At 43.6% G+C, this 21,892-nt stretch carries 23 protein-coding genes and 1 pseudogene; 10 read left to right on the forward strand and 14 right to left on the reverse strand.

Annotated features, from left to right (window positions below):
* Positions 1–324 precede the first annotated feature (324 nt).
* Complete coding sequence (gene htpG, locus ABNK31_RS10565; RefSeq protein ID WP_418892488.1) at positions 325–2,220, forward strand: molecular chaperone HtpG; 1,896 nt, start codon at positions 325–327, stop codon at positions 2,218–2,220.
* A 196-nt stretch (positions 2,221–2,416) separates the two neighbouring features.
* A complete protein-coding gene (coaA, locus tag ABNK31_RS10570; RefSeq protein WP_418892489.1) occupies positions 2,417–3,370 on the forward strand; it encodes a type I pantothenate kinase in 954 nt (317 codons plus the stop codon).
* A 49-nt stretch (positions 3,371–3,419) separates the two neighbouring features.
* Here coaA and ABNK31_RS10575 read toward each other — a convergent pair whose 3' ends face one another.
* The 3 genes from ABNK31_RS10575 to ABNK31_RS10585 all read right to left on the reverse strand — a co-directional run bounded on the left by ABNK31_RS10575 (position 3,420) and on the right by ABNK31_RS10585 (position 5,645).
* Entirely contained in the window at positions 3,420–3,815 is a 396-nt protein-coding gene (locus ABNK31_RS10575) for an HIT family protein (protein WP_418892490.1), read from the reverse strand.
* 12 nt (positions 3,816–3,827) lie between these two features.
* Positions 3,828–4,298, reverse strand: coding sequence for a transcription elongation factor GreA (gene greA, locus ABNK31_RS10580; protein WP_418892491.1), 471 nt, complete (start codon positions 4,296–4,298; stop codon positions 3,828–3,830).
* Positions 4,299–4,478: 180 nt separating this feature from the next.
* Positions 4,479–5,645: a redoxin domain-containing protein gene (locus tag ABNK31_RS10585; RefSeq protein WP_418892492.1), complete on the reverse strand. Its 1,167-nt coding sequence runs from the start codon at positions 5,643–5,645 to the stop codon at positions 4,479–4,481.
* A 266-nt stretch (positions 5,646–5,911) separates the two neighbouring features.
* Here ABNK31_RS10585 and pnp point away from each other — a divergent pair, with 266 nt between their 5' ends.
* Positions 5,912–8,068, forward strand: a complete 2,157-nt coding sequence (pnp, locus tag ABNK31_RS10590) for a polyribonucleotide nucleotidyltransferase (RefSeq protein ID WP_418892493.1) — start codon at positions 5,912–5,914, stop codon at positions 8,066–8,068.
* 833 nt (positions 8,069–8,901) lie between these two features.
* Complete coding sequence (locus ABNK31_RS10595; RefSeq protein WP_418892494.1) at positions 8,902–9,585, forward strand: hypothetical protein; 684 nt, start codon at positions 8,902–8,904, stop codon at positions 9,583–9,585.
* A gap of 158 nt (positions 9,586–9,743) precedes the next feature.
* Here ABNK31_RS10595 and ABNK31_RS10600 read toward each other — a convergent pair whose 3' ends face one another.
* Both ABNK31_RS10600 and ABNK31_RS10605 read right to left on the reverse strand, forming a co-directional pair.
* The gene (locus ABNK31_RS10600; RefSeq protein WP_418892495.1) at positions 9,744–10,211 is read right to left on the reverse strand and encodes an ASCH domain-containing protein; all 468 of its coding nucleotides are present in this window, start codon (positions 10,209–10,211) and stop codon (positions 9,744–9,746) included.
* Between the two features lie 65 nt (positions 10,212–10,276).
* A pseudogene (locus tag ABNK31_RS10605) lies at positions 10,277–10,621 on the reverse strand (BRO family protein); the annotation flags it as partial.
* A gap of 249 nt (positions 10,622–10,870) precedes the next feature.
* Here ABNK31_RS10605 and ABNK31_RS10610 point away from each other — a divergent pair.
* From ABNK31_RS10610 to ABNK31_RS10630, 5 genes are all read left to right on the forward strand, one after another.
* Positions 10,871–11,779 (forward strand): hypothetical protein, encoded by a 909-nt coding sequence (locus ABNK31_RS10610; RefSeq protein WP_418892496.1) that lies wholly within the window; start codon positions 10,871–10,873, stop codon positions 11,777–11,779.
* A 41-nt stretch (positions 11,780–11,820) separates the two neighbouring features.
* The gene (locus ABNK31_RS10615; RefSeq protein ID WP_418892497.1) at positions 11,821–12,702 is read left to right on the forward strand and encodes a hypothetical protein; all 882 of its coding nucleotides are present in this window, start codon (positions 11,821–11,823) and stop codon (positions 12,700–12,702) included.
* A 134-nt stretch (positions 12,703–12,836) separates the two neighbouring features.
* The gene (locus ABNK31_RS10620; protein WP_418892498.1) at positions 12,837–13,415 is read left to right on the forward strand and encodes a TetR/AcrR family transcriptional regulator; all 579 of its coding nucleotides are present in this window, start codon (positions 12,837–12,839) and stop codon (positions 13,413–13,415) included.
* 51 nt (positions 13,416–13,466) lie between these two features.
* On the forward strand, positions 13,467–13,790 hold the full coding sequence (locus ABNK31_RS10625) for a MazG-like protein (protein ID WP_418892499.1): 324 nt from the start codon (positions 13,467–13,469) through the stop codon (positions 13,788–13,790).
* Between the two features lie 13 nt (positions 13,791–13,803).
* A complete protein-coding gene (locus ABNK31_RS10630) occupies positions 13,804–14,139 on the forward strand; it encodes a nuclear transport factor 2 family protein (RefSeq protein WP_418892500.1) in 336 nt (111 codons plus the stop codon).
* 167 nt (positions 14,140–14,306) lie between these two features.
* Here the strand turns inward: ABNK31_RS10630 and ABNK31_RS10635 are convergent, their stop codons facing one another.
* The 9 genes from ABNK31_RS10635 to cmk all read right to left on the reverse strand — a co-directional run bounded on the left by ABNK31_RS10635 (position 14,307) and on the right by cmk (position 21,192).
* A complete protein-coding gene (locus ABNK31_RS10635; RefSeq protein ID WP_418892501.1) occupies positions 14,307–14,450 on the reverse strand; it encodes an OadG-related small transporter subunit in 144 nt (47 codons plus the stop codon).
* Between the two features lie 12 nt (positions 14,451–14,462).
* Positions 14,463–15,614 carry a sodium ion-translocating decarboxylase subunit beta gene (locus ABNK31_RS10640; RefSeq protein WP_418892502.1) on the reverse strand — a complete coding sequence of 384 codons (1,152 nt, stop codon included), beginning with the start codon at positions 15,612–15,614 and terminating at the stop codon, positions 14,463–14,465.
* A gap of 14 nt (positions 15,615–15,628) precedes the next feature.
* A complete protein-coding gene (locus ABNK31_RS10645; protein WP_418892503.1) occupies positions 15,629–16,075 on the reverse strand; it encodes a biotin/lipoyl-containing protein in 447 nt (148 codons plus the stop codon).
* Positions 16,076–16,108: 33 nt separating this feature from the next.
* Entirely contained in the window at positions 16,109–16,366 is a 258-nt protein-coding gene (locus tag ABNK31_RS10650) for a hypothetical protein (RefSeq protein ID WP_418892504.1), read from the reverse strand.
* Between the two features lie 12 nt (positions 16,367–16,378).
* Positions 16,379–17,935, reverse strand: a complete 1,557-nt coding sequence (locus ABNK31_RS10655) for an acyl-CoA carboxylase subunit beta (RefSeq protein WP_418892505.1) — start codon at positions 17,933–17,935, stop codon at positions 16,379–16,381.
* Positions 17,936–18,003: 68 nt separating this feature from the next.
* On the reverse strand, positions 18,004–18,408 hold the full coding sequence (mce, locus tag ABNK31_RS10660) for a methylmalonyl-CoA epimerase (RefSeq protein WP_418892506.1): 405 nt from the start codon (positions 18,406–18,408) through the stop codon (positions 18,004–18,006).
* A 105-nt stretch (positions 18,409–18,513) separates the two neighbouring features.
* Positions 18,514–19,500 (reverse strand): 6-phosphofructokinase, encoded by a 987-nt coding sequence (pfkA, locus tag ABNK31_RS10665; RefSeq protein WP_418892507.1) that lies wholly within the window; start codon positions 19,498–19,500, stop codon positions 18,514–18,516.
* 101 nt (positions 19,501–19,601) lie between these two features.
* Positions 19,602–20,498, reverse strand: coding sequence for a 4-hydroxy-3-methylbut-2-enyl diphosphate reductase (locus ABNK31_RS10670; RefSeq protein WP_418892508.1), 897 nt, complete (start codon positions 20,496–20,498; stop codon positions 19,602–19,604).
* Positions 20,473–21,192, reverse strand: a complete 720-nt coding sequence (gene cmk / locus ABNK31_RS10675; protein WP_418892509.1) for a (d)CMP kinase — start codon at positions 21,190–21,192, stop codon at positions 20,473–20,475. The genes ABNK31_RS10670 and cmk overlap by 26 nt, the downstream gene beginning before the upstream one ends.
* A 184-nt stretch (positions 21,193–21,376) precedes the next feature.
* Between cmk and ABNK31_RS10680 the strand changes: the two genes are divergently transcribed.
* Positions 21,377–21,862, forward strand: coding sequence for a hypothetical protein (locus tag ABNK31_RS10680; RefSeq protein WP_418892510.1), 486 nt, complete (start codon positions 21,377–21,379; stop codon positions 21,860–21,862).
* Positions 21,863–21,892: the final 30 nt, after the last annotated feature.

Consider the following 21,892-nt stretch of genomic DNA (forward strand, 5'->3'; position numbering starts at 1 on the left):
CACAAATATAAACAGAACTATTCAGATAGGAAACACATTTCAGCCCAAAAACGATTAATTAGTGTTAACAAATAAAAGATTACTCATAACTCAACTCATAATCAACAGAATGACATCCTAAGACAATGAGGAAAGATTCCCCAATAATCAATAAATAATATTTATAACAAACACCACTACATCGAATTTTATAATAATGTCACGCAAACACCCGGAGGCATCGCTTGGAACGACACCTTCGTTGAGGTATTCATTCCGCTTGTATGGCACACTATTTGCTTTCTTTTGGAAGAAGTAAGTAAAACTATAAACAATATATATCACATGATACAAAAAGAAGGATTCATTGGGGTAACGACAGATAATATTTTCCCCATTATTAAAAAGTTTCTATATAGTGACCACGAAATTTTTCTACGTGAAGTGGTATCGAACGCCGTAGATGCCACCCAAAAACTAAAAACACTCTCGCAAGTAGGAGAATATAAGGAAGCATTGGGCGATCTTTCTGTCCGCATTTCTATCGACAAAAAAGCAAAAACGCTTACCATTTCCGACCGGGGTATCGGCATGACGGCAGAGGAAGTCGACGAATATATCAATCAAATCGCCCTTTCGTCGGCGAATAATTTTTTAGACAAATATAAAGATAACGCGAATGCGATTATCGGACATTTCGGATTAGGCTTTTATTCCACGTTCATGGTTGCCTCGAAAGTCGAAATCGTCACCAAATCGTATAAAGAAGGCGCCCAGGCAGTAAAGTGGGCTTGCGACGGAACGCCCCAATATACGATGGAAGAAGCCGATAAGGCAGACAGAGGAACCGACATCGTTCTGTATATCGATGATGAAAATAAAGAGTTCCTCGAAAAGGATAAGATAGAAAGCCTTCTCAAGAAGTACTGTAAGTTCCTGCCCATTCCTATCGTCTTCGGCAAAAAACAGGAATGGAAAGACGGAAAGCAGGTCGAAACGGAAGAAGATAATGTCATTAACAACCCCAATCCGCTATGGAAACAACAGCCGGCGGGATTGAAAGAGGAAGATTATTTGAAATTTTACCGCGAACTCTATCCGTTCAGCATGGACGAGCCCTTGTTCTGGATTCATCTGAACGTCGACTATCCGTTCCGGCTGACAGGCATTTTGTACTTCCCGAAGATTAAGTCGAATATCGATTTGCAGCGCAACAAGATCCAGTTATACAGCAATCAAGTGTTCGTAACAGATTCGATAGAAAGCATCGTTCCGGAATTCTTGACGCTTCTTCACGGCGTGATCGACTCGCCCGACATTCCTTTGAACGTATCGCGCTCTTACCTGCAAAGCGATCAGAATGTAAAGAAGATATCCACCCACATTACCAAAAAGGTGGCCGACAAGCTCGAAGATATCTTTAAAAAAGACCGTCCGCAGTTCGAAACAAAATGGGACAGCCTGAAGCTCTTCATCCAATACGGCATGCTGAGCGAAGAAAAGTTTTATGATCGGGCGGCAAAATTCTGCTTGTTGAAAAATACGGATGGCAAGTATTTCACCCTCGAAGAGTATAAGAAGCTGATCGAAAGCAATCAAACAGACAAAGAGAAAAATATCATTTATCTGTATGCAAGTAATAAAGACGACCAATACACGCACATCGACGCGGCGAAAGAAAAAGGCTACGACGTATTGATGATGGACGGACAACTTGATGTGCATTGGGTGGGATTATTGGAGCAAAAACTGGAGAAGACCCGTTTTGTACGGGTCGACAGCGATACGATAGAGCATCTTATTATAAAAGATGAAGAGAATAAAGTCGAGTTAACGGACGACCAGAAGAAGGCGCTGACGGAAATCATCAACTCTCAACTTCCGGGCATGGAAAAGACCGAGTTCAATATCGACTTCAAGGCATTGGGAAAGGATGCCAAACCGATTCAAATTGTTCAAAACGAATTCTCCCGCCGCATGAAAGAGATGTCCGAGATGCAACAAGGGATGTCTTTCTATCGGGAAATGCCCGATGCCTATCAGGTGGTGATGAACAGCGACCATCCGCTGGTGAAAGAGCTAATTGCAGGAGCCGACGGCAAACAAGATGAAGAATTGAAAAGCTACGCTGCCGAGAGCCCGAAACTCAAGCAGATGATCGACTTGGCGCTACTCTCCAACGGTATGTTGAAAGGCGAAGCGTTGAACAATTTCGTCAAACGGAGCTTCGAAAAGCTATAGTGATTAGAGGTTAGTGATTAGAGGTTAGTGATTAGAGGTTAGTGATTAGAGGTTGGAGGTTGGAGAATAGAAAAAGGAGTAAAGCATTATTGCCGGGAGCGTCGTTTGGTACGGCACTCCCGTTTGCGTTATCCGTTCATAACGCATATCTTTGCACCGTAATGGCATGCTAATTTCAGATATAAAAGACAAGAAGATGAATAAATCTACGTACGACGTTACGTTTTCACCATTCCGGAGCTTTAATCGGGAAGAATGGAAAAAACTCGAAGAACATCCGAAGTTTCCCATTTCCGATATAGACTTTCAGGGCCTTCGATCACTCAATGAGCCTCTTACCATTGGCGAGATCAATGATATTTATATCCCTATGATCAGCCTTTTGCAGATACATTTCACCCATTACCGCCAGTTGCATAACGAACGGGACCAGTTCTTCAAGAACTCCAGTCATCGCCTGCCCTATATTATCGGGATTGCCGGAAGCGTAGCGGTCGGGAAAAGCACCACGGCACGGGTACTGCAAAAATTACTGTCCATGCTTCCCGAAAAACCGAAAGTCGAATTGATAACGACCGACGGATTTTTGTATCCGAATGCCGAACTCGAACGGCGGAACTTATTTAATAAGAAAGGATTTCCGGAGAGTTACGATGCCAAGCGGCTATTGGCTTTTTTAGCCGGAGTGAAATCAGGCCGGGAAGAATTGGAAATACCGGTTTACTCTCATCTCTCTTACGACATTATCCCGAACGAAGTACAACGTATTGAACGCCCCGATATCTTAATCGTCGAAGGAATCAACGTCCTGCAAGTTTCACTCGATAAAAAACCCAAACGGAAAGTTTTTGTTTCGGACTTTTTCGATTTTTCTATTTATGTAGATGCCAGTGAAAAAAATATCAGGGAATGGTATTTGGAACGGTTCAAAAAGCTTCAGAAAACGGCGTTCTTCAATCCCGACTCGTACTTCCACCGCTACGCCTCTTATAGCGAAAACGATTTAATGGCTTTCGCCAATCAGATTTGGGAGGAAATAAATGAGCCGAACCTGATACAAAACATCCTCCCTACCCGCTTCCGAGCCGATTTGATATTAGAAAAAGGAGAATGCCATTTTGTCAGAAGCATACGTATCCGCAAAATATAAATCAGTTTACCGGAAGTGCCGCACGGAGCGGCACTTCCGATATTTCCTATCAATTCAACTCCCGCCGTATGGCGGAGGCGATTTGTTCGAATTCTTCTCCGGATAATTTCAAGCGCGGGTTCTCGAGGCTCATATCCTTTTCGTTGCGGATAGGAATCAAGTGAATGTGCGCATGCGGCACTTCCAACCCGATCACCATCACGCCCACCTTTTTACAAGGAAGGGCGCGCTGAATGGCCAGAGCGATTTTTTTGGCAAAAACACTCATTTCACTCAACAACGTATCGGATAAATCGAAGATATAATCAATTTCCTCTTTGGGTATGACAAGTGTGTGCCCTTTAGACAAAGGGCTGATATCCAAGAAAGCGTAAAACTTGTCGTTTTCGGCTATCTTATACGACGGAATTTCGCCTGCTGCAATCTTACTAAATAGAGTCGACATACCGGCAAACGATTAAATGGAAATTTCAATTATTTCGAAGTGCATCGTTCCCGAAGGCACTTTTATGTCGACTTTGTCGCCCACTTTTTTACCCATCAACCCTTGGGCGATAGGCGTGCTCACCGCAATCTTACCGCTTTTGAGATCCGCCTCGCTTTCCGAAACCAGCGTATAGGTCATCGTTTTATTGCTTGCGAGATTCTTGATCGTAACCTTATTCATAATTTGCACCTCATCGGTCCCGATAGCGCTTTCATCAATCACCCGGGCGGTAGCAATCAATCCTTTGAGCTGCGAAATCTTCGATTCCAGCATACCCTGCGCCTCTTTGGCCGCATCGTATTCTGCATTTTCGGAAAGGTCGCCTTTATCACGGGCTTCCGCAATTTGTTTGGAAATGTTTGGCCTTTCAACGGATTCCAACTGCACCAATTCTTCTTTCAATTTACGAAGGCCGTCTTCAGTCATATAAGTAACTGCCATAGTTTAGTCTCCTATTCTATTAAATCGTTATTATTAAGTTATACAATAAAGAGAAAGAAAAAGAATCCCGGCCGAAAAAAACAGGCCGAAACTCTTCCCCTTTCCATTTCTATGTCGAATAGCAAAGATAGGTATTTCTTGTGAAATGCAAAAATTTAACCATAAGTTTTATTGGCAACCTTATAAAACGGAAGCTACTTTGGAAGCCAATTGGGCATAATTGTCGATTCGGGCCACCACATCGCCTTCACGATTGATAATAAAAGCGGTAGGGATTTCCCGCACGTTGTAGGTAGCCAATATCGATGAATAGACCGATTGCGGATCGCGTACGGCAACCCAAGGCACGTTGCTGGCGGCATTTTTCCAGAAATGCACGTCGGAGTCGACCGATATCTGATAGATTTCGAACCCTTGTGCTTGATAGCGCTTATACATCGTATTCAGGTCGATATTATGCTTCGGAGAAAATTCGGAATTATAGACGGTAAAATCCAACAAAACCACTTTTCCTTTCAAAGAAGACAGCGGAATTTTCCGCCCTTCGACATCCGCAAGAACGATGTCGGGCAATTGGCTTTGGGTAACGACCGGCACGTTTTCCAACAACCGCTCCTGATGCTCCTGTTGCTTTCTCACTTTCAGGGCGTTCATGGTAAAATTATACAGATGCTGCGTTCTGGGAGTCTGGGGATAATACTGATTCCATGAAGTAGCCACCGCCCCGAACATCGCATAATCCTTGCGGTTATAGGGGTCGAATATCAAATATCCGTTTACTTTCTGGAAAACGGCATAATAGGCAGCCGCTCCCGATGGATTGCCCAATATAAGCGCCGATATACGGGTCTTATAATCCGACAGCACCGAGTCCAACATCGAAATATACGCGACATCGTCGATGGTTTTATTCTCGTGTTGTTTTTCCAATTCATCCATGTTTGCGGCAATTGTCCGCGTCACGTCGTCGACCTCGCGAATCTGATTGTTTGAGGGCGAATCCTCCACAACAAACGTATTATACAAATCGGCGGCATCGGCTTTCACCTGTAGTGTTTCCGCAGAGTCGGCAGCCAACACCACCGACTGATTATCAATGCGAAGCTGGAAGAACTCGGGGTTTTCCACCACAGGGCCTTTGAAACGAAAAGAGCCTTTCCGATTCAATTTCGCCGAATCGAGCAATTGAATACCGGCGAGTCCGCGTTGTTCGAAATATAGAGTTTTTCCTTCGGCCGAAGCAATCTCGCCCTCCACGACAATCGACTTTCCGGAAGAGTGGCAAGCCGTAAACGCAGCTATCGCCAAAACGACAAGCAAAACGGTATGAAACAGATATTTTTTCATAAAATGTTATTTTGGGCACAAACTTATACATTTTTCGGGAAAAAACGCCCTCCGAAAGAAAAGATTTGTTGCCTGCCAACCGCTATCCGGTATTCATTTCCGGCCTTTGCAGCATCTCCGGTTCGCTTTTTTTACCTTAAAACGGTGTTTTTTTGACAATATCACACCAATTTTCAATAATTTGATAGATGATTTCCACAGAAGAATCAAAACTTTATGTAACTTTGTGCGATTTTATAGTAGAAAAAAACAACAAATAATTATTTATGATGAATCCTATTGTTAAGAGTATCGTATTGTCAGACGGACGGACGATCACTCTCGAAACGGGGAAGCTGGCAAAGCAAGCAGACGGAGCTGTTACCCTGCGTACAGGCAATACCGTTCTTTTAGCCACTGTTTGCGCCGCTAAAGATGCCACCCCGGGAACCGATTTTATGCCCCTACAGGTAGAATATAGAGAAAAATTTGCTTCTTCCGGCCGTTTTCCGGGAGGTTTTATGAAAAGAGAGGGAAAGCCCTCCGACTACGAAGTCCTTACCAGCCGATTGATCGACCGCGCCTTGCGGCCTTTATTCCCGGATGATTATCACGCCGATGTATTTGTGAATGTCATCCTTTTTTCCGCCGACGGCGAAGATATGCCCGACGCATTGGCAGGACTGGCCGCTTCGGCCGCTTTAGCCGTTTCCGACATTCCTTTCAACGGCCCCATCTCGGAAGTGCGGGTAGCGCGCATCGACGGCAAACTGATCGTCAACCCGACGTTCTCTCAACTCAAACAAGCCGATTTGGACATTATGGTGGGTGCGACCCTCGATAATATCATGATGGTGGAAGGCGAAATGAACGAAGTGTCGGAGGCCGAAATGCTCGAAGCCATCAAGTTCGCTCATGAAGAGATCAAGAAACAATGCCAGGCGCAGATCGAACTCACCGAGGAAGTAGGTAAAACCGTTAAACGGAAATACTGCCACGAAGAAAACGACGAAGAACTTCGCAAACAGGTTTGGTCGAACTGTTACCAGAAAGCATACGATGTTGCGGCTTCGCAAAATCCCAACAAGCACGAAAGAATGGATGCTTTCGAAGCGATTCAGGAAAGTTTTTTGGAAACGATTCCCGAAGAAGAGCGCGACGAAAAGGCTCCTCTGGTCGCCCGATATTATCACGAAGTGGAAAAAGAAGCCATGCGCCGTTGCATCCTCGACGAAGGCAAACGCCTCGACGGAAGAACGACTACAGAAATCCGCCCTATCTGGTGCGAAGTGGATGCGCTGCCCAGCCCTCACGGATCGGCCATCTTTACCCGCGGCGAAACCCAATCGTTGACCACCGTGACCTTAGGCACCAAACTCGATGAAAAAATCATCGACGATGCGCTTGTTCACGGCACCGACCGCTTTTTGCTGCACTATAACTTCCCGCCGTTTTCTACCGGAGAAGCCCGCCCGCAACGCGGAACAGGACGCCGCGAAATCGGACACGGCAACTTGGCGAACCGCGCCCTGAAAAAAGTCATCCCCGACAATTATCCGTATGTGATCCGTGTGGTTTCGGATATTCTCGAGTCGAACGGCTCCTCGTCGATGGCTACCGTATGTGCCGGTACGCTGGCCCTGATGGATGCCGGTGTGAAGATTAAAAAACCGGTCGCCGGTATCGCCATGGGTCTTATTTCCGAAAACAAAGGGCAAAAATATGCCATCCTTTCGGACATCTTAGGCGACGAAGACCACTTGGGCGATATGGACTTTAAGGTATGCGGCACCAAAGACGGTATCACCGCGACGCAAATGGATATCAAAGTCGACGGATTATCGTATGAAATCCTCGAAAAAGCATTGGTGCAGGCTAAAATAGGCCGCGAACACATCATGGGTAAGATGCTGGAAACCATTTCCGAACCTCGTGCCGACCTGAAACCTCATGCTCCGCGCATCGAGGTGATGGACATCCCGAAAGACTTCATCGGAGCGGTTATCGGCCCGGGTGGAAAAATCATCCAAGGCATTCAGGAAGAAACCGGAGCGACTATCACCATCGACGAAATCGACGGAAGAGGCCATATCGAAATTTCGGCTTCCAACAAACCTTCTATCGACGCAGCCATTGCCAAGATCAAAGGTATTGTGGCCGTTCCCGAAGTCGGAGAAGTCTACGACGCAGTGGTGCGTTCCATCATGCCTTACGGCGCGTTTGTGGAATTCCTTCCCGGAAAAGACGGACTGTTGCATATTTCGGAAATTGACTGGAAACGCCTGGAACGGGTGGAAGATGCCAACCTGAAAGAAGGCGATAAGATTCAAGTGAAGTTATTGGATGTCGATCCGAAAACCGGAAAATATAAACTGTCGCGGAAAGCGCTTTTGCCAAGGCCGCCGAAACCGGAAGTGCAGAAGAAAGATGATTCTTCGCATTGATTTTTTCGACACAATCACATTCTATAATATAAAAAGCGGATCTCTTAGGGACTTCGCTTTTTTTATGCCCCATCTACCTCCCCGGCGAATGTATTAACGGTGCGAAAAACGTTCGATTTCTTTTTTAACCCCTCCCCGCTTCATGGTAGGGCTGTCTCAAAAGTTATCCTCAAAAAGTGAAAAGAACAAATTGAACTTGAAAAAGAATGTTTCCCGCAAACTGAATACACCGGCGAAATAAAACCATTTAGAAGGCTCCGATAGATTTTTATCGTCGAATCGCCGGAGAGAAAGGCACGGACAACCGTTTAAAAATGGCCGCGAATACAATGCACAACTCTCAGGACGCAATGTACGACACAAAAGATGCAATGTACAATATGCAGCAGTCAATAAAACGTTCGCACAGGACAATGTAGAAATGTATGCAGATAATGTAAGAGTCTCGGCTGACAATGTGTCGTTCGACAATTGCAATGTAGAGCACGGAGATGACAATGTGTCATCCGCAGATCGCAATGCACCATTGTGCGGACGTAATGTACCATTGTTTGGTGGTAATGTATGATTGCGTTAACATAATGTACGCCCCTGCGCGGTCAATAAATGATTAAAAGCCGCGAATACAACATTCATCAGGCACAATATACCGTTCTCGACACAGGTTAATACTGTTTATTAACTAAAAAGAGTACAGATATCGATTTTTATTAAATTTATTTGCGAAAATATTTTTGTATATCCCGAATATTTTATACATTTGCAGCGACATTTAAATTTAGGATCATAGTACCTACTACTCTCGCTCTAGTATCTACTAATAAAATTACAAGATGATGAAAAAAACAGATGAAGATTTTATTAGTTTTTTGGATGTATTGGATGCGACACTTACGCAATATGAAGCCGTTTGGAGTACAAACCCCGTTTTTTCTGCACAAGTAGCCAAATTCAGGAAATATTACGCCGCCATCAAAGCCACGGCGGAAAAAGCGAAAATCATTACGAAAGGCGCCACGGAAGACAAGGACGATGCAACGCTGGCCGTATGCGAGCTGGCAAGAGATCTTTCGCAGCGCGCCAGCATTTACGCTCTGGAGAATATCAATATGGAGACGCACATCCAGCTTCGCGTAAGCAGGGGCTCGCTGTTGCAATTGGCTGACGAAGACCTGTCCGTCAGGCTTTGGGACATCTATAACCGGATGGTAGGATTCGGAGAAGTATTGGCCCCTTACGTAACGCCGGAAGAGTTGGAGCAATTCAAAACGCTCATCGAAAAATATGACAAACTCATTCCCCGCCCACGAGGATTGGCCATAGAGCGCAAAATCCATAACGACACGCTGCCGACGTTGAAGAAAGAAATACGGAAGGTACGATATAAGATGGACAGTCTTATCAGTTTCTTCAACGGTACCGAGTTCGCACAAGCCTACCGCAACGCACGCCGCATGGTTCGCTCGAGTTCGCGTAAGCCGAAGAAGACAGACGAAAAGAAAAATCAGAATACATAAATCCGAGAATAACAGATTGTGTCATACTTCATTCTATTTTAAAAATCAACATGATATCCCGGACAGGCTCGTTTCTGTCCGGGATTGTTATTATATCAATTTGTTCCCAAATTTATTTTTCCTGCAATTTCAGAACTTGAGGTTTATTTTACAGAGTTTTAATCAGCTCGGGGTTTTCGTTTTATTTCTAATACTTTTCCTAAATGATAAACAATATTCCAAATGGCCAAATCCCCTTCCGAATCAATAGTAACTCCATTTTGTTCATCCCAAAAGAATCGCGCATCATTACCCTTTTTATCTTTTGCAATTTCAAATGAGATATTCTCCACCTCGACTAAAGCGCTATCCCTTTCCTTGGCATAGCCTACGGCGAGATGAAGGAACTTATAATCGACAGGAACAAAGGGATAATTTCCTTCGTTATAAGCCATAATATCATCTTCAAATCCATCCGGGATATCATCGCGAATATCCGGGACTCCATCTTTGTCGCATCGTAAATATTTCTTATAGGTAGTATCCTTTATTTCACGATATTCCTCCTTTTTCGCACCCTCCACAATGGCATCGAAATATATCTGCTTAATCGGCAAATACAACGTGTTTTCTTTTGTTGCCTCCATATAATTGCTAATAATATTAAAAACTCATGTAAATGTAAATCGGTCTATTATATTACACAATATTATAATGAAAAATAATTTTGAGCAAAAACAATTTGCTCTTTCTTGCTATCCCCGTTTTGAGCAATCAAGTAACACGCATAACGGGTAAGAAGCATATCATTTATCTGTTTTTCAGCTCATGAACCTATCGAAACCATTTTCCTGACTTCAGGAAAATGGTCCGCTATTTCTTGTCCTGCATTTAGACAAGATTGTTCCGCTTTATCAATAACTTTGGAGAAATTCTCCCATTTAGCATAGCCCAATAACTTTTGGAGTTCCCGTGCACTCCAGCATTCCACTCCTTCTACTTCTGCCGCTGCTTGTTCGAAGCGGACAAACAGGGCTTTTATCTCTTCCGATTTCATCTCATTATCAAATTTTTATACCATATTGTCCGAACGAACGAATTTCTCTACAGGCAACCTGCAAATATAGCAAATTTAAATCTCAATCCAGTAATAAGAATAAAGAACTTACCGGATTAAATGCCATTAATTTAGAAAGAAATGATGGCTAAAAATAAACGATCAAAATTAACAAATTCGTCCAAAACAATCGGGTTATATCTATTGTTTAATAAGTGTTTTTATTTTCACCCGATTAAATAGATATAGATGAAAAGAATAAAATGGTTCTTCACGATAATAATAATCAGTATTTTATCGTTTTCCGCACACGCTCAGGAAGCTTCTTTCGAAGGAATAATCACCAGCCGTATCGTATTCGGCGAGGTCGATTTAAGTCCATTGGCAGAGAAAATCGACTACCACAAAGGAAACGTTCAAGAACAAATCGGCTCATTCTTCCGCACACTTCCGACAGCACAGTCGGACAAGCTTCAGGCAATGATCGAACGAAATCCCATGATGACCATCGCTCTTCTGATGATTCCTCCACAAACAACCCTTTATATCAAAGGCGGGACAATCCTGGCGAAGATGAAAGGCCTTGGCTATGAAATGGAACACTATCACAATCTATCTGCCGATGAAGCGTTCATTTATACCGCATCCCTGATCGACCCACAAAATGCCGCAACGTCCACATATAAGCCTTCCGAAGGATATAAAGAACTGTTTGCGGGTAACAAGTTGATCACGCCGGACAAATATACTTTCTCAAAGCTACCTCAAACAGCCACCGTAGCCGGCTATGTTTGCAATGTCTCTTCGTATGTCCCGAAATCCGCACCAGGCAATGCTACGGGAGCAAACGGCCTGCCTGCTGTCGATGTACGTAAATTAATCGTCTACACGAATAGCGAGATATCGAAAACCATCAATTTTTCGCATCCTTATTACATTCCGGAAGCCGACGGCATCCTGCGTATCGATATTTTTCTTGAAGACAGCGATCAACCGACAATGGTGTACGAGATGATAAAGGTCGATAAAACTACGGTAAATGACAGTCAATTACAAATAAAGAAATCCCAACCGCTGTATCAGTTGACAGATATGGAGTACGGAATGAAATTACTCGGCATCACCATGGAAGGAATATCTTCGCTGGGAGATGAATAATACAATGGAGGGTATTTCTACCGCAAATTTTACAGTATATAATGAATAAACTGGAAAATCAGATTGATTTACAAATCGAATCCAATCGAAATAAGAACTTGTTTCATAAGGACGCTACAAAGACGATGCATTTTGCCCAAACGCTCTTTGATGAAATTCGGAATTTAAAAGGACTCACTGAAAATGAGGTAAATGTTTTGATTGAATATACCTGTGAAAAAGTAGTAGAGGAATTTTGCCGGGTAAATCAATATTATTCCTTTGGCGAAGACGATAAAAAACGTTTAAAGGATATTTATCGGGATCTATATTTTGATATTATACAAAAGAAGATTCCAATGAATCTTCTTTCCGAAAGGCATTATCAAAACCTGAAATCATGGGTGGAAGAATCAAATCCTTTTTCTAAAAAGATGTATCAGGAAGAGGATGTAACGGTAAATCCGGTAGTCTGTTGCGAATATAGCGCTGATATCCAAAAACATATTCTGCATCTTCAATTAGAGGAATTACCGGAACCGATTCTGGACGTGGGAAGCGGCAAACACGGTAATTTAGTAAAGAGTTTACGCGCAGCAGGATTAATCGCCTATGGCATCGATCGATTTTCAGATTGTTCATGGGTGGAGAAAGCGGATTGGCTCACGTATGATTACGGTATGGAGAAATGGGGCACCATTATCAGCAATCTGGGGTTTTCGAATCATTTTCTTCATCACCATTTACGGGAAGATGGGAACTTTATCGGATATGCTAAAAAGTATATGGAAATATTGAACTCATTGAAGCTACACGGACGGATGTATTATGCGCCGGAACTGCCCTTTATCGAGCAATACTTGGATAAAAACAGTTACTCGATTACAAAACATGCTATTGAGAATATCTCTCTTAAGGCAACAATGATAAAGCGGTTAAAATAGAAGCCGAAGGATTTTTGTTGAAACTCCCTATCGCCTATTTGGTACAACAAATTAACCGAAGAACGTCGATAACAACGAAAAAGACATTTTTAAAACGATTGTTCCAAAATATTTCTTATCTTTGTCTCCAAGTTATGGCAAGAAATAGAGAATTTAACGAACAGGAGGCCATTAAGCGGGCAATGGATGTCTTTTGGAAAAAGGGCTACAACGGTGCGTCCATGCGCGATTTGACGGATGCAATGCAAATTAACAGCAGTAGTTTATACAACAGTATCGGCGATAAACACAAACTTTTCGTGAAGTGCATCCAAAACTATACCGAAGAACGGATGAAAGAAGCCAAAGCGCATGCATCACAAGCAAAAACACCGTTGAAAGCTATCGTTAATTTCATTCAGGATTCGGTCAATACCATTTTGTACAGCAACAACAGTTGCCTGGCTATTAAAACCACTTTTGAGGTGGCAGCCAACGACAGTGCTATCCAAGCTATCTTAAAATCGGATGCCGACAAAACGCATTCACTGCTCGCCGAACTCATAATAAAGGCAAGGGAACAAAAGGAGATCGATTCCGAAGAAGATCCTGAGACCATTGCCGATTTTATTATGAATGCCTTTACAGGTTGGTACGAATCTTATATTTTATATCAGAATCCTGTAAAAATCAAGAAAATGGCGAAGTATCTCATCACCCGTATTTCGCAATAATTTTTTTGCCTATTTTTTAAAACGAATGTTTCAAAATAAAATACATAAACAATGAAGAAAACCGATTTTAAAGACATCATTCAACGTTCGAAAAAGATACGGGAATCGTATCATCAGTTGGAACAACAACATCACGGAAGCGAATGGACCGTGGAAGAAGATGCGTTGGCTTTTTTAACCGACGCAGGATTGGTTGCAAGACAAACAATGTCGCAACAGGGACGCTGGCCAAAAGAAAATACGCAAGCGGAATTAGAACATAAACTGGCCGAATGTATCTGGTGGCTGATTGTTTTGGCGGACAGAACGGATATCGATATGGAGAAAGCCGTGGAAAAATTCCTTACCAGAACAGAGAATTTATTAACAAACTGACTTTTATACGAATATGGACATTAAAAGATTTATAGAAGATTGGCTTGCCGCAAGCAATGCTTATGATACCGACAGCTATTTGGATAAATATCATAAGACTGCGGAACTTGACGACCCGTCCGTCGGGCGGATTTTCAAAGGACATTCAGGTATTAAAGAATATTTTGAGGATTATTTTATAGAATACAAGACACAAACAAAACTCATTCGGTTAGAAATCATTCACGACAACGCAGCCCATATTGAAGTTGAGTTCACGGGGAAATTTCCGGAAGGAAGAATCGGCGGCGTATTCGATTTCACATTCAAAGACGACAAAATCGCTTCTGTAAAAGCCTATTTACAATAGGAATAAAGAGGAGGGGAAAATACCCAACCCTAAGTTTCAACAAACAATTTTATTATCGGGTTACATTTATCGACTTTCCCTTTAGAATGAGTAAAAAAGCGGAACCCCAAAAGGCTCCGCTTTTTAAAATCGAAAATCTACTTGACAGTAAAGTTTCCTTTAACTGTTTATTTATCTGCCTTATCGTCTTCTTTGTGAGGCAATAATTTATCCAAACCGCGTATCAATAGGTAAAAGAGGGCCATAAAAACGAATACACCCACAATTCCCAGACCCGCTATTTCTAATGCTTGCTTAAGTACTAATGTCATATCTTTCTATTTTTATGCAAATAACGGAACTAATGTCAAAATGATACCTCCCACAATTACCGAACCGATCTGTCCGCCTACATTGGCGCTGATAGCCGGCATAAGGAGATAGTTGTAAGGATCTTCTTTTTGTCCCATCTGATGAATAACACGCGCCGACATCGGGAAAGCCGATATACCGCATGCGCCGACCATAGGATTGATCTTATTCCCCTCCTTTCGGAACAGGTTTAAGAACTTGGCAAAAAGAACACCTCCAAACGTGTCGAATACGAACGCAAACAATCCCAAAGCGATAATCACCAACGTGTCGACACGGATGAACCGATCGGCCGTCATCGTGCTGGCAATGGTAATCCCTAATAAAAGCGTTACCAGGTTCGAGAGTTCGTTTTGAGCCGCTTTGGAAAGATTGTTCAACACGCCACACTCACGTATCAGGTTGCCGAACATAAGGAAACCGATCAATGCCAACGAAGAGGGAGCAATAATACCGGCAGCAATCGTCACCACAATGGGGAAAGCGATCAATGCCTTTTTCGAAATCACTTTGTTCGACACATTTGTCATCCGGATCAACCGTTCTTTCCGCGTAGTCAACGACCGTATCACGGGCGGCTGAATGATGGGCACTAATGCCATATAAGAATACGCAGCAACCGAAATCGGCCCTAATAAGTCAGGGGCGAAACGCGATGCGACAACAATGGAGGTAGGCCCGTCGGCAGCGCCGATAATCCCGATAGAGGCCGCTTCTCTCAGGTCGTATCCCAACACGGCGGCCAGCACCATTGTGAGAAAGATCCCGAATTGGGCCGCGGCTCCGAATAATAATAACGACGGATTGCGGAACAAAGGGGAAAAATCAATCATCGCCCCTACAGCCACAAAGATCAGTAACGGAAAGATCTCGGTCGCAATACCGGCGTTAAAAAACACATTCAGCACACCTTCCACCGCTTCGCCCGTTGCCGGGTCGATCTGAGAGATGGCGGAGGACCACGGAATATTCACTAAAATGGCGCCGAAGCCCATCGGCAGCAATAAATTAGGCTCATAATTCTTGACAATAGCCAAATATATCAAAATGAGTCCCACGGCAATCATGACCAAGTGTTGCCAGGTCATTCCCGCAATAGCGGGTAAAAGTTCTTCAAATCCCATATTACTTTTATTGATTATCCGATTACTACCAAATTATCACCTTCTTGAACCGACTGTCCCATCTGCACCAATATTTCCGTTACGGAGCCGTCGGCATTTGCCAAGACATTATTCTCCATCTTCATTGCTTCCAGAATGAGGATAGTCTGCCCTTTCTTCACCGTGTCACCCACTTTGCAGCGAATACCCACGATGGTTCCGGGTAGCGGAGATTTAACGGCAGCTTTACCGGCAGCAGCAGATGTTGCTTTGGGGGCGGCAGGAATAGCAGCACTTTGAACGGGTGCGGCCGAAGCGGCACGTGCGGGACGCTTAACAGGCGCAGCTTTCGTAACCGGTGCTTTTTCCGTCTCCACTTTATAAAGAGTACCGTTTACTTCTACATCCAGCACAGAACCTTCCGAATCATTCACAACGACTTTGTATTCATTGCCATTGACCTTATATTTGAACTCTTTCATATGTATTGTTCTTTATTAAAAATTAAAATGCATTTATCTTTTATCGGGAAGTTGACGTAATGTCTGAATCTTGGAGCTCCACGGCGAATAGTCGTGCTGCGCATATTCTATGGTCAACACGCCGCTTTCCACATCGTGTACATCCTGATCCAATTCATAAAGGGCGGCAGCAATAACGGCTGCAACCTCCGCGTTCAAACCCGCATTTTGCGGTTCTTCCTGCAACGGCGCCGTGGAAGCATTTTCCACTTCAGGCGCCGAAGATTTTTTATTTCGTTTAAATAGACTCATACCCATACAGATTTATAAAGGTAAGTTATCATGCTTCTTAGCCGGATTCGTCAGCTTTTTATTACGCAATTGATGCAAAGCGCGAATCACACGGAAACGGGTATTACGCGGTTCGATCACATCGTCGATATACCCATAGCGGGCAGCTTCATACGGATTGCAGAAGAGGTCGTTATACTCTTTCTTCTTCGCCTCCACCACTTCGGCTTTCTGATCGCCGGCAGCGGCAATCTCTTTACTGTACAGCACTTCGATAGCGCCATCGGCACCCATCACGGCTATTTCGGCAGAAGGCCATGCATAGTTGATATCACCACGCAGTTGCTTGCAACTCATTACAATGTGAGCGCCGCCATACGATTTGCGCAACGTAACGGTAATTTTCGGCACGGTGGCTTCTCCGTAAGCATACAGCAATTTCGCTCCATGAACGATCACGCCACCGTACTCTTGACCGGTACCGGGTAAGAATCCGGGAACGTCGACCAACGTAACAATAGGAATATTAAAGGCATCGCAAAAACGCACAAAACGCGCACCTTTGCGTGAAGCATTGATATCGAGTACTCCCGCCAAATATTTAGGTTGATTGGCTACAATACCGACCGATTGTCCGTCGAAGCGGGCGAAACCCACAATGATATTCTTGGCATAATCGGCATGTACTTCCAGGAACTCGCCGTTATCGACAACGGAGCCAATAACTTCATACATATTATAAGGCCGGTTACCGTTATCCGGAATGATTTCGTTCAACAAATCATCGGCACGGTCTATCGGATCGTCATTTTCTACACGCGGAGCCTCTTCCATATTATTTTGAGGAATATAACTCAACAGAGAACGGATGAGTTGGAAGCCGTCTTCTTCTGTTTCAACCGAGAAATGAGCCACTCCCGATTTAGTGGTATGTACGGATGCCCCACCCAAGTTTTCCTGAGTAACATCTTCGCCCAATACGGTTTTCACAACCTTCGGGCCGGTAAGGAACATATAAGACGTTCCTTGAGTCATAATATTAAAGTCGGTAAGGGCAGGCGAATAAACAGCTCCTCCGGCACAAGGCCCGAAGATACCGGATATTTGAGGGATCACACCCGAAGCAAGAATATTCCGCTGGAAAATTTCGGCATATCCCGCCAACGCGTTAATGCCTTCTTGAATACGGGCACCTCCCGAATCATTGATTCCGATAACGGGTGCGCCCATCTTCATGGCTTGGTCCATTACCTTGCATATTTTTTTCGATTGCATTTCGGACAACGATCCACCCGATACGGTAAAGTCTTGTGCAAAAATATACACCAATCGACCGTCTATCGTTCCATATCCGGTAACCACTCCGTCACCGAGATATTTTTTCTTTTCCATCCCGAAATTGTGGCAACGATGTTCCACAAACATATCGAATTCTTCGAAACTGCCTTCATCCAAAAGCATGGCAATACGTTCGCGGGCGGTATATTTACCTTTTTGGTGCTGCGACTCTATTCTTTTTTCGCCTCCTCCCAAGCGAGCTTTTTCACGCAATTGAATAAGTTCTTTAATCTTTTCAAGTTGTCGGCTCATATAAAATGTTTTTTATTATTTGATAAATAGTACAAGTTTACTTCTTTCTTTTTACTCGTAAGAAATCATTACGGATGTTCACAGAGTTCGGTTAGGACTCCTCCCGTCGATTTGGGATGAAGAAAAGCAATCTGCAATCCTTCGGCACCCGGACGCGTTTGGTGGTCAATCAGTCGAACACCTTTAGCCTCTACTTCTTTCAAAGCTTCGTTCACCGCCTTCGTCGCATACGCAATGTGATGAATACCCTCGCCTCTCTTTTCGATAAATTTAGCGATGGTGCTTTCGGGACCAGTGGGTTCCAACAGTTCGATCTTCGTTTGCCCCACTTTAAAGAAAGCGGTTTTTACTTTTTGATCCTCTACGGTTTCCACGTTATAACATTTCAACCCTAAGATTCCTTCGTAGTAAGGAAGTTGTTCTTCGATGCTTTTTACAGCAATTCCAATGTGTTCAATGTGTGTAATTTCCATATCAATTTATTTTTATTTGACTTCGTGCGCAAAGTTACTGTTTTAATACGTAAAACAGAACAACAAAACAGACTTATTTTTTGTGATTTTATCTCCCGTAAAGCATTAAATCGAAGAAATAAGCAATACTTCGCGTAACTCTTCACTTATTTCGCGTTCTTTCTTTATCGCCCGTTTAAACGGAACATAGTCGATTTCATTTTCACGAATACCGATCATGACGTTGCGTTGGTTTTCGAGCAATGCCTGTATGGCCGCAATACCCATCCGGCTGGCGAGTATGCGGTCTTGCGCCGACGGCGAACCACCTCGCTGCAAGTGTCCGAGAATAGAAACACGTACATCGTATTGGGGATATTCTTGTTTTACCCGTTCGGCCAATTGAAGGGCGCCTCCGGTAATCTCACCTTCCGTAACTAATATGATGCTACTGTTTTTTGATTTGCGGAATCCCTGTTCAATAAGTTCTCCCAATTGGTCCTTCTTCAAACTGATTTCAGGGATAATGGCAGCTTCGGCTCCGGCCGCGATGGCGCTGTTAAGGGCAAGAAAGCCGCAGTTACGTCCCATCACTTCGATGAAGAATAATCGCTCGTGCGAGGTGGCGGTATCCCGGATTTTATCGACGGATTGCATGATGGTGTTTAGAGCCGTATCGTATCCGATAGTGACATCCGTACCATTCAGGTCGTTATCGATGGTGCCGGGTAGCCCGACAATAGGAATATCATACTCATTGCCAAAGATACTGGCGCCGGTAAGCGACCCGTCGCCCCCTATGACCACCAATGCATCGATACCATGCTTTTGCATGTTCTCAAAGGCCACCTTACGTCCTTCGGGATCCATAAACTCCGCTGAACGGGCGGTTTTAAGAATCGTGCCGCCTTGCTGAATAATATTGCTGACGCTATTCGTCTTGAACTCTTCGATTTCATTACTGATTAATCCTTTGTATCCTCTATAGATACCAAAAACCCGCATATTATTAAAAATCGCGGCGCGCGTCACCGAACGAATGGCGGCATTCATACCCGGAGCGTCCCCTCCCGAAGTAAGCACACCGATACTTTTTATACTATAGTCCACCATGAAAATGAATATTTAAATGTGAAATTTTTCTTTATCGATTTTCCAAAAACAATGAATCGCAAAGATATATTTTTTTTGTCAGGGCAACAAAAAAAGGCTGCCTAAAAAGCAGCCTTTTCCACCGACAGTTCGGGCTTGATTTTTATAATGTTTCGTGCGACGGCTTCCATCTGCCACATGGGCGTGGAAGTAGCGCCGCAAATTCCGATTCGTACGTCTCCTTTCAGCAAATCCGGATCGATTTCATCCGGCGTGTGAATAAAATAGGAATTCGGGTTGGCTTTCTTACACTCGGCAAAGAGCACTTTTCCGTTCGAGCTTTTTTCTCCGGCGATAAAGAAGATCAGATCGTGGTTCAAAGCGAACTCGCGGATATTCGGCACCCTATTTGAAACCTGCCGGCAAATGGTGTCGAAAAACTCAAATTGGGCATCACCCTCCATTCGCGAGGCTATCAGATTACTGATTTCCTGTAATCCGTCGAGCGGTTTAGTCGTTTGGGAGAATAAACTGATATCGCGGGTAAAATCCAACTTCTCAATATCTTCCTTGTTTTCAATCACGATTGCCGACTCATCGGTTTGACCAAGCAGTCCATTCACTTCCGCATGCCCTTTTTTGCCGTAAATGACAATCTGTGCATCTTGGTTCGACTTATTGACAAATTTCTTCCGAATTCGCTTTTGCAAACCAAGCACGACCGGACAAGACGCATCGATAATCTCGATATTGTTCTCTTTGGCTATTTCGTAGGTACTGGGCGGCTCGCCATGAGCACGCAATAACACCCGCACGTTCCGCAGTTTTTTAAATTGCTCGTGATCGATTGTCACCAACCCCATCTCGGCGAGACGTTGTACTTCCACATTATTATGAACGATATCCCCCAAGCAATATAGGGTACCGCCTTTTTTCAATTCTTCTTCCGCTTTGCTGATGGCTTTCGCCACCCCGAAGCAGCAGCCGGATTGTTTATCTATTTCCAGTTTGTATGCCATATTGCTGTATTGTTTTATGAAACATATCAACGGCCCATTGGAACTGTTCCTGTATATTTACATGCGAATTATCCAGTTCAATGGCGTCCGGCGCTTTTCGTAAAGGACTTTCGGCTCGTGTGGTATCGCGCAAGTCGCGTTCTTTCACATTGGCTAAGACATCTTCGTAAGTCGCGCTATGATCGCCTTTCTCTTGCATTTCAGCAAACCGCCGTTGAGCTCGTACTTCAGGAGGCGCCGTAAGAAAGAGTTTTAATTCCGCATCGGGAAATACGACCGTCCCAATATCGCGGCCGTCCATCACAACGCCTTTCTGTTTACCCAGTTCCTGCTGTTGGCGGACCAGTTCTCTGCGCACAAAACCGAGTGTGCTCACACGGCTTGCCCCATTCGAGACTTCTAATGTACGGATATCTTTTTCGACATTTTCCCCGTTTAAATACGTCTCCTGAACACCTTTATCGTTTGTTCGAAAAGTGATGCGAATGCCGGGGATTTGTCTCCGCAACGCATCTTCATCCAAAGAGTGATTATCCATCCACCCATTGCGAAGGGCATAAAGCGACACCGCACGATACATTGCCCCGCTATCGATATACATATATCCGATTTCCTTAGCCAATTGTTTAGCCATCGTACTTTTGCCACAAGAGGAATAACCGTCGATGGCAATATTTATTTTATTTTTTTGCATGTCGAAAAATAAATCATCATCTAAACAATCGCAAAGATAGAATGTTTTTTCTTCGCCGTGTTTTAACTAAAATACAAATATATGGCCGGAATGAGTAAAAGAAGAAAAAAAATAATACTTTTGCAGTAACATTTTCTGTTCTTTTTCATCTATATGATAGAGTTTAAACCACAGATATAAAATAATGGGTACAAAACATACAATTCTGTTCGCTTTTATTTTTCTTAGTTATTTTTTGACGGCCTATTCATGTGCTGAAGAAGTGAGTGAGCATGAGTTGGATTTGCAATCTCCTTACGAAACAGAATGGAAGTTCGAGAAGGATATCGAAGGGGACAATCTCTCCAACAACCGTAGATCGACGAACGAAGAAGAGCCGTTTGTCCCTTTTTTACTGAAATTCAATCGCGACAATACCTTTACCGGCACCTCTTCTAACAATCGGTTCCAAGGCCAATACACCATTAACACCACACGAAGCATTCTCTCCATCATCGACATAGAGAAACAAAACCCCCATTTGATGGAAACAAAAGAGGGCTTTCGTTATATGGCGAATTTAAAAAATGTAAAATACTATTCCGTATCGTATGCCAACTCCATTAAGGTGTTGCGCCTCTATTACTCAGACAATAAAGAAAATTACTTACAATACAAAGAGCGAAAATAAGAAAGTTGTCTAACCGAAACTCTCGCCTCG

This window comes from Limibacterium fermenti (assembly GCF_041902845.1).
Classification (GTDB): Bacteria; Bacteroidota; Bacteroidia; order Bacteroidales; family Dysgonomonadaceae; genus Limibacterium; species Limibacterium fermenti.

Bases quoted from the DNA above. Each gene is read 5' to 3' on its own strand.
- ABNK31_RS10650 (WP_418892504.1), bottom strand. From the start codon at position 16,366: ATGAGTCTATTTAAACGAAATAAAAAATCTTCGGCGCCTGAAGTGGAA.
- ABNK31_RS10585 (WP_418892492.1), bottom strand. From the start codon at position 5,645: ATGAAAAAATATCTGTTTCATACCGTTTTGCTTGTCGTTTTGGCGATA.
- greA (WP_418892491.1), bottom strand. From the start codon at position 4,298: ATGGCAGTTACTTATATGACTGAAGACGGCCTTCGTAAATTGAAAGAA.
- ABNK31_RS10680 (WP_418892510.1), top strand. From the start codon at position 21,377: ATGGGTACAAAACATACAATTCTGTTCGCTTTTATTTTTCTTAGTTAT.
- pfkA (WP_418892507.1), bottom strand. From the start codon at position 19,500: ATGGTGGACTATAGTATAAAAAGTATCGGTGTGCTTACTTCGGGAGGG.
- cmk (WP_418892509.1), bottom strand. From the start codon at position 21,192: ATGCAAAAAAATAAAATAAATATTGCCATCGACGGTTATTCCTCTTGT.
- pnp (WP_418892493.1), top strand. From the start codon at position 5,912: ATGATGAATCCTATTGTTAAGAGTATCGTATTGTCAGACGGACGGACG.
- ABNK31_RS10595 (WP_418892494.1), top strand. From the start codon at position 8,902: ATGATGAAAAAAACAGATGAAGATTTTATTAGTTTTTTGGATGTATTG.
- ABNK31_RS10600 (WP_418892495.1), bottom strand. From the start codon at position 10,211: ATGGAGGCAACAAAAGAAAACACGTTGTATTTGCCGATTAAGCAGATA.
- ABNK31_RS10635 (WP_418892501.1), bottom strand. From the start codon at position 14,450: ATGACATTAGTACTTAAGCAAGCATTAGAAATAGCGGGTCTGGGAATT.
- coaA (WP_418892489.1), top strand. From the start codon at position 2,417: ATGAATAAATCTACGTACGACGTTACGTTTTCACCATTCCGGAGCTTT.
- ABNK31_RS10645 (WP_418892503.1), bottom strand. From the start codon at position 16,075: ATGAAAGAGTTCAAATATAAGGTCAATGGCAATGAATACAAAGTCGTT.
- ABNK31_RS10620 (WP_418892498.1), top strand. From the start codon at position 12,837: ATGGCAAGAAATAGAGAATTTAACGAACAGGAGGCCATTAAGCGGGCA.
- mce (WP_418892506.1), bottom strand. From the start codon at position 18,408: ATGGAAATTACACACATTGAACACATTGGAATTGCTGTAAAAAGCATC.
- ABNK31_RS10610 (WP_418892496.1), top strand. From the start codon at position 10,871: ATGAAAAGAATAAAATGGTTCTTCACGATAATAATAATCAGTATTTTA.
- htpG (WP_418892488.1), top strand. From the start codon at position 325: ATGATACAAAAAGAAGGATTCATTGGGGTAACGACAGATAATATTTTC.
- ABNK31_RS10625 (WP_418892499.1), top strand. From the start codon at position 13,467: ATGAAGAAAACCGATTTTAAAGACATCATTCAACGTTCGAAAAAGATA.
- ABNK31_RS10640 (WP_418892502.1), bottom strand. From the start codon at position 15,614: ATGGGATTTGAAGAACTTTTACCCGCTATTGCGGGAATGACCTGGCAA.
- ABNK31_RS10615 (WP_418892497.1), top strand. From the start codon at position 11,821: ATGAATAAACTGGAAAATCAGATTGATTTACAAATCGAATCCAATCGA.
- ABNK31_RS10575 (WP_418892490.1), bottom strand. From the start codon at position 3,815: ATGTCGACTCTATTTAGTAAGATTGCAGCAGGCGAAATTCCGTCGTAT.
- ABNK31_RS10630 (WP_418892500.1), top strand. From the start codon at position 13,804: ATGGACATTAAAAGATTTATAGAAGATTGGCTTGCCGCAAGCAATGCT.
- ABNK31_RS10655 (WP_418892505.1), bottom strand. From the start codon at position 17,935: ATGAGCCGACAACTTGAAAAGATTAAAGAACTTATTCAATTGCGTGAA.
- ABNK31_RS10670 (WP_418892508.1), bottom strand. From the start codon at position 20,498: ATGGCATACAAACTGGAAATAGATAAACAATCCGGCTGCTGCTTCGGG.